The following is a 12,082-nucleotide window of genomic DNA, read 5'->3' on the forward strand; positions in this document are numbered from 1 at the left end:
TAGTCTAAAAACTAGTATTAAGACTATCACTTAAATAAGTGATACTGGTTGTCTGGAGATTCAGGGGGCCAGTCTATCGCCGATGGGCAATGGCTGGTTTTTTCGGATATGACCAATAATGCCAGCGGTGGGGCCGTATTTTTGCAACAAGGAGCGGAATTTTCACTATTACCAGAAAATGAAACTGGAATGACTCTGTTTGCCAATAACACCGTTACAGGAGAATATAATAACGGCGGGGCCATATTTGCTAAAGAAAACTCAACGCTGAATCTTACTGATGTTATTTTTTCCGGTAACGTCGCAGGCGGCTATGGTGGCGCAATCTATTCTTCTGGTACTAATGATACTGGTGCCGTCGATTTACGTGTCACTAACGCCATCAATAATATCGCTAATGATGGCAAAGGTGGCGCAATTTATACCATTAATAATGACGTCTATTTAAGTGATGATGTTTTTAACAATAACCAGGCATATACATCAACAAGTTACAGTGATGGCGATGGCGGGGCAATCGATGTTACCGATAATAATAGCGACAGCAAGCATCCTTCAGGTTATACGATAATAAATAACACCGCCTTTACAAATAACACAGCCGAAGGTTATGGCGGGGCGATATATACCAATAGCGCGACGGCTCCCTATCTTATTGATATTTCTGTTGATGACAGCTACAGCCAGAACGGCGGCGTGTTAGTCGATGAGAACAATAGCGCAGCAGGCTATGGAGATGGTCCCTCCACTGCGGCGGGTGGCTTTATGTATCTCGGCTTAAGTGAAGTTACCTTTGATATTGCCGACGGAAAAACGCTGGTTATCGGCAATACAGAGAATGACGGAGCTGTTGACTCTATTGCTGGTACCGGGTTAATCACCAAAACAGGTTCCGGCGATCTGGTACTTAATGCAGATAACAATGACTTTACTGGTGAGATGCAGATTGAAAACGGTGAAGTTACCCTGGGTCGCAGCAACTCCCTGATGAATGTCGGCGATACGCATTGCCAGGACGATCCGCAAGACTGCTACGGTCTGACGATAGGGAGTATTGATCAGTATCAGAATCAGGCTGAGCTAAACGTTGGCTCGACCCAACAAACTTTTGTGCACGCATTGACGGGCTTTCAGAATGGCACTTTAAATATCGATGCTGGTGGCAACGTTACTGTTAATCAGGGCAGTTTTGCTGGCATCATCGAAGGTGCTGGTCAGCTCACCATTGCGCAAAACGGCAGCTACGTGCTGGCAGGGGCGCAGTCGATGGCGCTAACCGGCGATATAGTCGTTGATGATGGTGCGGTGCTTTCGCTGGAAGGCGACGCGGCAGATCTTACCGCTCTCCAGGACGATCCGCAGTCGATCGTGTTAAACGGCGGTGTGCTCGATCTCTCTGATTTCTCCACTTGGCAGAGCGGCACATCATACAATGATGGCCTTGAAGTCAGTGGCAGCAGCGGAACGGTTATCGGCAGTCAGGATGTGGTAGATCTTGCAGGTGGCGACAATTTGCATATCGGCGGCGACGGGAAAGATGGCGTCTACGTGGTGGTCGATGCGAGCGACGGGCAGGTAAGTCTGGCAAACAATAATAGTTATTTGGGCACAACACAAATCGCCTCCGGTACGCTGATGGTGAGCGACAACTCGCAGCTTGGAGATACCCACTATAACCGCCAGGTTATCTTTACCGATAAGTAACAAGAAAGCGTGATGGAGATTACTGCCAATGTCGATACTCGCTCTACGACGACTGAGCATGGGCGTGATATTGAAATGCGCGCCGACGGTGAAGTGGCAGTTGATGCGGGGGTAGACACGCAGTGGGGCGCACTGATGGCTGACAGCAGCGGGCAGCATCAGGATGAGGGTAGCACATTTACTAAAACGGGGGCGGGTACGCTGGAGCTGACCGCCAGCGGTACAACGCAGTCGGCGGTACGTGTCGAAGAAGGCACCCTGAAAGGCGATGTTGCGGATATCTTTCCTTATGCTTCGTCACTGTGGGTTGGTGATGGGGCAACGTTCGTTACTGGCGCGGATCAGGATATTCAGTCAATTGATGCTACTTCCAGCGGCACTATCGACATCAGCGATGGTACGGTTTTGCGTCTGACCGGGCAGGATACTTCCGTCGCCCTTAATGCCTCACTATTTAACGGCGATGGGACGCTGGTAAATGCTACCGATGGCGTGACGTTGACAGGCGAGCTTAATACCAACCTTGAAACTGACAGCCTGACCTATCTTGCTGACGTGACGGTTAATGGTGATCTGACCAATACGTCCGGTGCGGTTAGCCTGCAAAATGGCGTCGCTGGCGATACGCTGACGGTAAACGGTGATTATACCGGCGGCGGTACGCTACTATTCGACAGCGAATTAAACGGCGATGACTCGGTAAGCGATCAATTGGTGATGAACGGTAATACTGCTGGCAACACAACTGTGGTGGTTAACTCCATTACAGGGATTGGTGAGCCGACATCGACAGGCATTAAAGTGGTTGATTTCGCAGCTGATCCCACGCAGTTTCAAAACAATGCACAGTTCAGTCTGGCTGGCAGTGGCTACGTCAACATGGGAGCGTATGACTACACGCTAGTGGAAGATAACAACGACTGGTATCTGCGATCGCAAGAAGTAACGCCGCCATCGCCACCTGAGCCAGACCCGACTCCCGATCCTGATCCCACGCCGGATCCTGACCCAACCCCCGACCCGGCCCCTACGCCTGCTTACCAGCCGGTGCTGAATGCCAAAGTTGGCGGTTATCTCAATAACCTGCGGGCGGCAAATCAGGCGTTTATGATGGAGCGACGCGATCACGCTGGTGGCGATGGTCAGACGCTGAATTTACGTGTTATCGGCGGACGTTATCATTACACGGCGGCAGGGCAACTGGCTCAGCAGGAAGACACTTCTACGGTGCAGCTTAGCGGCGGCTTGTTTAGCGGGCGCTGGGGCACGGATGGCGAGTGGATGCTTGGGGCGGTTGGTGGCTACAGTGATAATCAGGGCGACAGCCGCTCGAATATGACCGGAACTCGCGCCGATAACCAGAACCACGGTTATGCCGTTGGGCTGACCTCAAGCTGGTATCAGCACGGTAATCAGAAGCAGGGGGCCTGGCTGGATAGCTGGCTGCAATACGCGTGGTTTAACAATGATGTTTCCGAACATGAAGATGGCGTGGATCGTTACCATTCGTCGGGGATTATCGCCTCGCTGGAAGCTGGGTATCAGTGGTTACCGGGGCGTGGTGTGGTGATTGAACCGCAGGCGCAGGTGATTTATCAGGGCGTGCAGCAGGATGATTTTACCGCCGCTAACCATGCGCGCGTGTCACAATCGCAGGGGGATGATATTCAGACGCGGCTGGGTTTACACAGCGAATGGCGTACCGCGGTTGGTGTCACACCAACATTAGATCTGAATTACTATCACGATCCCCATGCGACGGAAATTGAAGAAGATGGCAGCACTATCAGTGACGATGCGGTGAAGCTACGGGGTGAAATAAAAGTGGGAGTCACGGGCAATATCAGTCAGCGAGTGTCCCTGCGCGGCAGCGTGGCGTGGCAGAAAGGGAGTGATGATTTTGCCCAGACGGCAGGGTTTTTGTCGATGACGGTGAAATGGTAATCGCTGTCTGACCATCACAATTGCCGGATGCGGCGTAAACGCCTTATCTGGCCTACGGAGAGCATTTGTAGGCCTGATAAGACGCTGCAAGCGTCGCATCAGGCATTGGCGCGGCCAAACATCAACCTCACTTATTCTGCGTGTGCAGCATATAGTTCACATCCACGCCGGGGCCGAGCTTAAAGGAATTAGTGATCGGGTTGTAATGTAGCCCGGTTATATGTCGCTCTTTTAAACTGGTCTGATCCACCCAGCCAAGCAGCTCTGCCGGTTTAATAAACTTCTTCACATCATGCGTACCTTTGGGCACCATGCGCAAAATATATTCCGCGCCAACCACCGCCATCAGCCATGACTTGCCGTTGCGGTTAAGCGTCGAGAAAAAGACATCGCCGCCTGGTTTCACCAGTTGCGCACAGGCTCTGACCACTGACTGCGGATCGGGTACGTGCTCCAGCATCTCCATGCAGGTCACCACATCATACTGCCCGGCATGTTTTGCCGCGTGCTCTTCCACGGTTTCCTGCACGTAATCCACCTGAATGCCGCTTTCCAGCGCGTGCAGCTTTGCCACCTGCAATGGCTCAAAGCCCATATCCAGACCGGTCACCGTCGCGCCTTCGCGCGCCATACTCTCGGCCAGAATGCCGCCGCCACAACCGACATCGAGCACCTTTTTGCCAAATAAACCGCCAGCACGCTCGGCAATATAGCCCAGACGCAGCGGGTTAATGCGGTGCAACGGTTTGAACTCACCTTCAAGATCCCACCAGCGGGAGGCGACGGCTTCAAATTTAGCGATCTCTTCGTGGTCTACGTTATGGTTTTCCGGCGATTTTTCGGCATTCATTGGCACTTCTACTCCGTAATTGGCAAGACAAACGAGTATATCAGGCATTGGATGTGAATAAAGCGTATAGGTTTACCTCAAACTGCGCGGCTGTGTTATAATTTGCGACCTTTGAATCCGGGATACAGTAGAGGGATAGCGGTTAGATGAGCGACCTTGCGAGAGAAATTACACCGGTCAACATTGAGGAAGAGCTAAAGAGCTCCTATCTGGATTATGCGATGTCGGTCATTGTTGGCCGTGCGCTGCCAGATGTCCGAGATGGCCTGAAGCCGGTACACCGTCGCGTACTTTACGCCATGAACGTACTAGGCAATGACTGGAACAAAGCCTATAAAAAATCTGCCCGTGTCGTTGGTGACGTAATCGGTAAATACCATCCCCATGGTGACTTGGCGGTTTATGACACGATCGTCCGTATGGCGCAGCCATTCTCGCTGCGTTACATGCTGGTAGACGGTCAGGGTAACTTCGGTTCCATCGACGGCGACTCTGCGGCGGCAATGCGTTATACGGAAATCCGTCTGGCGAAAATTGCCCATGAACTGATGGCCGATCTCGAAAAAGAGACGGTCGATTTCGTTGATAACTATGACGGCACGGAAAAAATTCCCGACGTCATGCCAACCAAAATTCCTAACCTGCTGGTGAACGGTTCTTCCGGTATCGCCGTAGGTATGGCAACCAACATCCCGCCGCACAACCTGACGGAAGTCATCAACGGTTGTCTGGCGTATATCGATGATGAAGACATCAGCATTGAAGGGCTGATGGAATACATCCCGGGGCCGGACTTCCCGACGGCGGCAATCATTAACGGTCGTCGCGGTATTGAAGAAGCTTACCGTACCGGTCGCGGCAAGGTATATATCCGCGCCCGTGCTGAAGTGGAAGTTGACGCCAAAACCGGACGTGAAACCATTATCGTCCACGAAATTCCGTATCAGGTAAACAAAGCGCGCCTGATCGAGAAGATTGCGGAACTGGTAAAAGAAAAACGCGTGGAAGGCATCAGCGCGCTGCGTGACGAGTCTGACAAAGACGGTATGCGCATCGTGATTGAAGTGAAACGCGATGCGGTCGGTGAAGTTGTGCTCAACAACCTCTACTCCCAGACCCAGTTGCAGGTTTCTTTCGGTATCAACATGGTGGCATTGCACCATGGTCAGCCGAAGATCATGAACCTGAAAGACATCATCGCGGCGTTTGTTCGTCACCGCCGTGAAGTGGTGACCCGTCGTACTATTTTCGAACTGCGTAAAGCTCGCGATCGTGCTCATATCCTTGAAGCATTAGCCGTGGCGCTGGCGAACATTGACCCGATCATCGAACTGATCCGTCATGCGCCGACGCCTGCAGAAGCGAAAACTGCGCTGGTTGCTAATCCGTGGCAGCTGGGCAACGTTGCCGCCATGTTGGAACGTGCTGGCGACGATGCTGCGCGTCCGGAATGGCTGGAGCCAGAGTTCGGCGTGCGTGATGGTCTGTACTACCTGACCGAACAGCAAGCTCAGGCGATTCTGGATCTGCGTTTGCAGAAACTGACCGGCCTTGAGCACGAAAAACTGCTCGACGAATACAAAGAGCTGCTGGATCAGATCGCGGAACTGTTGCGTATTCTTGGTAGCGCCGATCGTCTGATGGAAGTGATCCGCGAAGAGCTGGAGCTGGTTCGTGAACAGTTCGGTGACAAACGTCGTACTGAAATCACCGCCAACAGCGCAGACATCAACCTGGAAGATCTGATCACCCAGGAAGATGTGGTCGTGACGCTCTCTCACCAGGGCTACGTTAAATATCAGCCGCTTTCTGAATACGAAGCGCAGCGTCGTGGCGGGAAAGGTAAATCTGCCGCACGTATTAAAGAAGAAGACTTTATCGACCGACTGCTGGTGGCGAACACGCACGACCATATTCTGTGCTTCTCCAGCCGTGGTCGCGTCTATTCGATGAAAGTTTACCAGTTGCCGGAAGCCACTCGTGGCGCGCGCGGTCGTCCGATCGTCAACCTGCTACCGCTGGAACAGGACGAACGTATCACCGCGATCCTGCCGGTGACCGAGTTTGAAGAAGGCGTGAAAGTCTTCATGGCGACCGCTAACGGTACTGTGAAGAAAACCGTCCTCACCGAATTCAACCGTCTGCGTACCGCCGGTAAAGTGGCGATCAAACTGGTTGACGGCGATGAGCTGATCGGCGTTGATCTGACCAGTGGCGAAGATGAAGTAATGCTGTTCTCCGCCGAAGGTAAAGTGGTGCGCTTTAAAGAGTCTTCTGTCCGTGCGATGGGCTGCAATACCACTGGTGTGCGCGGTATTCGCTTAGGTGAAGGCGATAAAGTCGTCTCTCTGATCGTGCCTCGTGGCGATGGCGCAATCCTCACCGCAACGCAAAACGGTTACGGTAAACGTACTGCAGTGGCGGAATACCCAACCAAGTCGCGTGCGACGAAAGGGGTTATCTCCATCAAGGTTACCGAACGTAACGGTTTAGTGGTTGGCGCGGTGCAGGTAGATGACTGCGACCAGATCATGATGATCACCGATGCCGGTACGCTGGTACGTACTCGCGTTTCAGAAATCAGCATCGTGGGCCGTAACACCCAGGGCGTGATCCTCATCCGTACTGCGGAAGATGAAAACGTAGTGGGTCTGCAGCGTGTTGCTGAACCGGTTGACGAGGAAGATCTGGATACCATCGACGGCAGTGCCGCGGAAGGGGATGATGAAATTGCTCCGGAAGTGGACGTTGACGACGAGCCAGAAGAAGAATAATTTTACTTCTTCATGCCAAAAGGGAGCTATCTCCCTTGTTTGAATTGAAAAGTCCAGGCTGCAAAGTCTGGGCTTTTGTCGTATTAGGGCGCGGTAAAGTTTGGCTGTGCCCGTAAAAAATGGCTGGCTATACACAAGGAATGTGGCAATGAGTGGTGAAAAAAAGGCGAAAGGCTGGCGGTTCTATGGTCTTGTAGGTTTTGGCGCAATAGCACTGCTTTCCGCTGGCGTCTGGGCGTTGCAATATGCTGGCAGTGGGCCAGAAAAAACGTTGTCGCCGCTGGTGGTGCACAACAATCTGCAAATCGATCTCAATGAGCCGGACCTCTTTCTAGACAGCGACTCTCTGAGCCAGCTTCCCAAAGATCTCCTCACCATTCCGTTTCTCCACGATGTTCTGAGCGAAGATTTCGTTTTCTATTATCAGAATCATGCCGATCGTCTGGGCATTGAAGGCAGCATTCGCCGCATTGTCTATGAACACGATCTCACGCTGAAAGATAAGCTCTTTTCGTCACTCTTAGATCAGCCCGCGCAGGCGGCGCTATGGCACGATAAACAAGGCCATCTTTCACATTACATGGTGCTGATCCAGCGCAGTGGTTTAAGCAAACTGCTGGAGCCATTGTTGTTTGCCGCTACCAGCGACAGCTAGTTAAGCAAAACGGAAATCAGTAGCATCAAGATAAATAGTGAAACTATTCCTGTTTATCAGTTGCGCTATAACGGCAATAACGCCCTGATGTTCGCGACATATCAGGACAAGATGCTGGTGTTTTCCAGTACGGATATGTTGTTTAAAGATGATCAGCAGGATACCGAAGCCACGGCGATCGCAAGTGATTTGTTGAGCGGTAAAAAACGCTGGCAAGCCAGCTTTGGCCTGGAAGAGCGTACAGCCGAAAAAACGCCAGTACGCCTGCGCATCGTGGTCAGCGCCAGGTTGCTGGGTTTTGGCTACCAGCGGTTAATGCCTTCTTTTGCTGGCGTACGCTTCGAAATGGGTAACGACGGCTGGCACAGTTTTGTGGCGTTAAATGATGAATCCGCCAGCGTAGATGCCAGTTTCGATTTTACGCCGGTCTGGAACAGTATGCCTGCCGGAGCCAGCTTCTGTGTGGCGGTGCCGTATTCACACGGTATTGCCGAAGAGATGCTTTCGCACATCAGCCAGGAAAACGACAAGCTGAATGGGGCGTTAGACGGTGCCGCGGGGCTGTGCTGGTATGAAGACTCAAAATTGCAAACCCCGCTGTTTGTCGGTCAGTTTGATGGCACTGCCGAACAGGCGCAATTGCCAGGGAAACTGTTTACGCAAAATATTGGTGCGCACGAAAGCAAAGCGCCAGAAGGTGTTTTGCCGGTAAGCCAGACTCAGCAGGGCGAAGCGCAAATCTGGTGTCGCGAAGTGAGTTCCCGATACGGTCAGTATCCGAAAGCGCAGGCGGCGCAACCCGATCAATTAATGTCGGATTATTTTTTCCGTGTGTCGCTGGCGATGCAAAACAAAACGCTGCTTTTCTCCCTCGATGACACGCTGGTTAATAACGCCCTGCAAACACTGAATAAAACCCGCCCGGCAATGGTGGATGTAATACCCACTGATGGCATCGTTCCGCTCTATATCAATCCACAAGGCGTGGCGAAACTGCTGCGTAACGAAACGTTGACCAGTCTGCCGAAGAATCTCGAACCGGTTTTTTATAACGCCGCACAAACTTTATTAATGCCGAAGCTGGACGCTTTATCTCAACAACCGCGTTATGTCATGAAGCTGGCCCAGATGGAACCCGGTGTCGCCTGGCAGTGGCTACCCATAACCTGGCAGCCGCTATGAGACACGGGCTGCTGGCGCTGATTTGCTGGCTGTGTTGTGTTGTTGCCCATAGCGAAATGCTGAATGTCGAACAATCCAGGCTGTTTCGCGCCTGGTTTGTACGCATTGCACAAGAACAGCTCCGCCAGGGGCCAAGTCCACGCTGGTATCAGCAGGATTGTGCGGGCCTGGTGCGATTTGCGGCGAACGAGACGCTGAAAGTTCACGACAGTAAATGGCTAAAAAGTAACGGTTTATCTAGCCAGTATTTGCCGCCAGAGATGACGCTAACACCTGAACAGCGTCAACTGGCGCAAAACTGGAATCAGGGGAGCGGGAAAAACGGCCCCTACGTGACCGCGATTAATTTGATTCAGTACAACAGCCAGTTTATTGGCCAAGACATAAACCAGGCGCTGCCTGGCGATATGATTTTTTTCGATCAGGGCGATGCCCAGCACTTAATGGTCTGGATGGGGCGTTACGTCATCTACCACACCGGAAGCGCCACGAAAACTGACAACGGAATGCGCGCAGTCAGTCTGCAACAACTTATGACATGGAAGGACACCCGATGGATACCCAACGATTCCAATCCCAATTTCATTGGCATTTATCGTTTAAATTTTCTGGCGCGATAGCAGCGTGCTTGTCCCTGTCTCTTGTGGGAACAGGGCTTGCTAAAGCTGATGATTCGCTTCCTTCCAGTAACTATGCGCCGCCCGCCGGGGGAACATTCTTTTTGCTTGCTGACAGCAGTTTTAGCAGCAGTGAAGAGGCGAAAGTGCGACTGGAAGCGCCGGGGCGTGATTATCGGCGCTATCAGATGGAAGAGTACGGCGGCGTGGACGTTCGCCTATATCGTATTCCTGACCCGATGGCATTTTTGCGCCAGCAGAAAAACCTGCATCGCATTGTGGTGCAACCGCAATATCTGGGCGACGGGCTGAACAATACGCTGACCTGGCTGTGGGATAACTGGTACGGCAAATCTCGCCGCGTGATGCAGCGTACTTTCTCTTCTCAGTCACGGCAGAATGTGACTCAGGCATTACCCGAATTACATCTCGGCAATGCCATTATTAAACCTTCCCGTTATGTACAGAACAACCAGTTTTCCCCGCTGAAAAAATATCCCTTGGTGGAACAGTTCCGTTATCCACTATGGCAGGCTAAACCGGTCGAGCCGCAGCAAGGGGTAAAACTGGAAGGCGCATCCAGCAATTTCATCTCGCCGCAGCCGGGTAATATTTATATTCCTCTCGGCCAACAAGAGCCGGGGCTGTACCTCGTCGAGGCGATGGTAGGTGGGTATCGGGCGACGACGGTGGTGTTTGTTTCCGATACCGTGGCGCTTAGCAAAGTGTCAGGTAACGAGCTTCTGGTATGGACCGCGGGTAAAAAACAGGGTGAAGCGAAGCCCGGCTCAGAGATCTTGTGGACTGAAGGTCTTGGCGTGATGACCCGCGGGGTGACCGATGACAGCGGTACTTTGCAGTTACAACATATATCGCCAGAACGTTCATACATTCTGGGTAAGGATGCTGAAGGCGGCGTTTTTGTCTCCGAGAACTTCTTCTACGAAAGCGAAATCTACAACACCCGCTTGTATATTTTTACCGATCGCCCGCTATATCGCGCAGGCGATCGTGTCGATGTTAAAGTGATGGGCCGCGAGTTCCGCGATCCGTTGCATTCATCCCCCATCGTCAGCGCCCCGGCGAAGCTTTCGGTGCTGGACGCTAACGGCAGTCTGTTGCAAACCGTCGATGTCACGCTGGATGCGCGCAATGGCGGGCAGGGAAGTTTCCGCCTGCCAGAAAATGCCGTTGCCGGAGGTTATGAGTTACGTCTTGCTTACCGCAATCAGGTCTATAGCAGCAGTTTTCGCGTGGCAAACTACATCAAGCCACATTTCGAGATTGGTTTAGCTCTCGACAAAAAAGAGTTCAAAACTGGCGAAGCGGTCAGCGGCAAACTGCAACTGCTCTACCCGGATGGCGAGCCGGTAAAAAATGCCCGCGTGCAGTTAAGTTTGCGCGCTCAGCAATTATCAATGGTCGGTAACGATTTGCGTTATGCCGGACGTTTCCCCGTGTCGCTGGAAGGCAGCGAAACGGTGTCCGACGCCAGCGGTCATGTGGCGTTAAATCTCCCCGCCGCCGATAAACCGAGCCGCTATTTGTTAACCGTCTCCGCCAGTGACGGCGCGGCGTATCGCGTCACCACCACCAAAGAGATCCTCATTGAACGCGGCCTGGCGCATTACTCTTTAAGTACCGCCGCACAATACAGTAATAGCGGCGAGTCGGTTGTGTTCCGTTATGCCGCGCTGGAATCTTCAAAACAGGTTCCTGTTACGTATGAATGGTTGCGTCTCGAAGACCGCACGAGCCATAGCGGAGAGCTACCGTCAGGCGGCAAATCCTTTACCGTCAATTTCGCTAAACCTGGCAACTACAATCTGACATTACGCGATAAAGACGGCTTAATTCTCGCTGGGTTAAGTCATGCCGTCAGCGGTAAGGGCAGCACGGCGCATACTGGTACGGTAGATATCGTGGCGGATAAAACGCTGTACCAGCCAGGCGAAACCGCGAAGATGCTGATTACTTTCCCGGAGCCAATTGATGAAGCGTTATTGACGCTGGAACGCGATCGCGTGGAACAGCAGTCGCTGCTTTCGCATCCGGCAAACTGGCTAACGCTACAACGTTTAAACGATACCCTGTATGAAGCCCGGGTACCAGTGAGCAATTCCTTTGCGCCTAACATCACTTTTTCGGTGCTGTATACCCGTAATGGTCAGTACAGTTTTCAGAACGCCGGGATCAAAGTTGCCGTTCCTCAGCTTGATATCCGGGTGAAAACGGACAAAACCCATTACCAGCCTGGTGAACTGGTCAATGTCGAATGATGAAGTGGCACACTGAATTTGGCCACCTGAACAGAGGTGATATGCTCACCTCAGAACAACACAGGTGCTCCAATGAA

Annotated in this window: 3 protein-coding genes and 3 pseudogenes; 5 read left to right on the plus strand and 1 reads right to left on the minus strand. The window is 52.3% G+C overall.

Translation table 11 applies throughout. The annotated features are described in order from the left end of the window. Positions 1 to 69: 69 nt before the first annotated feature. Positions 70 to 3,648: pseudogene (yfaL, locus tag ABZJ92_RS17670) on the plus strand (AIDA-I family autotransporter adhesin YfaL/EhaC); the annotation flags it as partial. Between the two features lie 127 nt (positions 3,649 to 3,775). Here the strand turns inward: yfaL and ubiG are convergent. Further along, positions 3,776 to 4,498 (minus strand): bifunctional 2-polyprenyl-6-hydroxyphenol methylase/3-demethylubiquinol 3-O-methyltransferase UbiG, encoded by a 723-nt coding sequence (gene ubiG, locus ABZJ92_RS17675; RefSeq protein WP_000990752.1) that lies wholly within the window; start codon positions 4,496 to 4,498, stop codon positions 3,776 to 3,778. 146 nt (positions 4,499 to 4,644) lie between these two features. On the opposite strand from ubiG, the gene gyrA reads away from it, so the two are divergent. From gyrA to ABZJ92_RS17695, 4 genes and pseudogenes are all read left to right on the plus strand, one after another. Then, positions 4,645 to 7,272 carry a DNA topoisomerase (ATP-hydrolyzing) subunit A gene (gyrA, locus tag ABZJ92_RS17680; protein ID WP_001281223.1) on the plus strand — a complete coding sequence of 876 codons (2,628 nt, stop codon included), beginning with the start codon at positions 4,645 to 4,647 and terminating at the stop codon, positions 7,270 to 7,272. Positions 7,273 to 7,420: 148 nt separating this feature from the next. After that, a pseudogene (locus ABZJ92_RS17685) lies at positions 7,421 to 9,109 on the plus strand (DUF2138 domain-containing protein). Next, positions 9,106 to 9,729 (plus strand): DUF1175 domain-containing protein, encoded by a 624-nt coding sequence (locus ABZJ92_RS17690; protein WP_001215763.1) that lies wholly within the window; start codon positions 9,106 to 9,108, stop codon positions 9,727 to 9,729. Before ABZJ92_RS17685 ends, ABZJ92_RS17690 begins: the two are co-directional and overlap by 4 nt. Positions 9,730 to 9,752: 23 nt before the next feature. Next, positions 9,753 to 12,002: pseudogene (locus ABZJ92_RS17695) on the plus strand (MG2 domain-containing protein); the annotation flags it as partial. Between the last annotated feature and the right edge of the window lie 80 nt (positions 12,003 to 12,082).

The organism is Shigella sp. FJ200513 (assembly GCF_040495915.1).
GTDB lineage: Bacteria > Pseudomonadota > Gammaproteobacteria > Enterobacterales > Enterobacteriaceae > ECMA0423.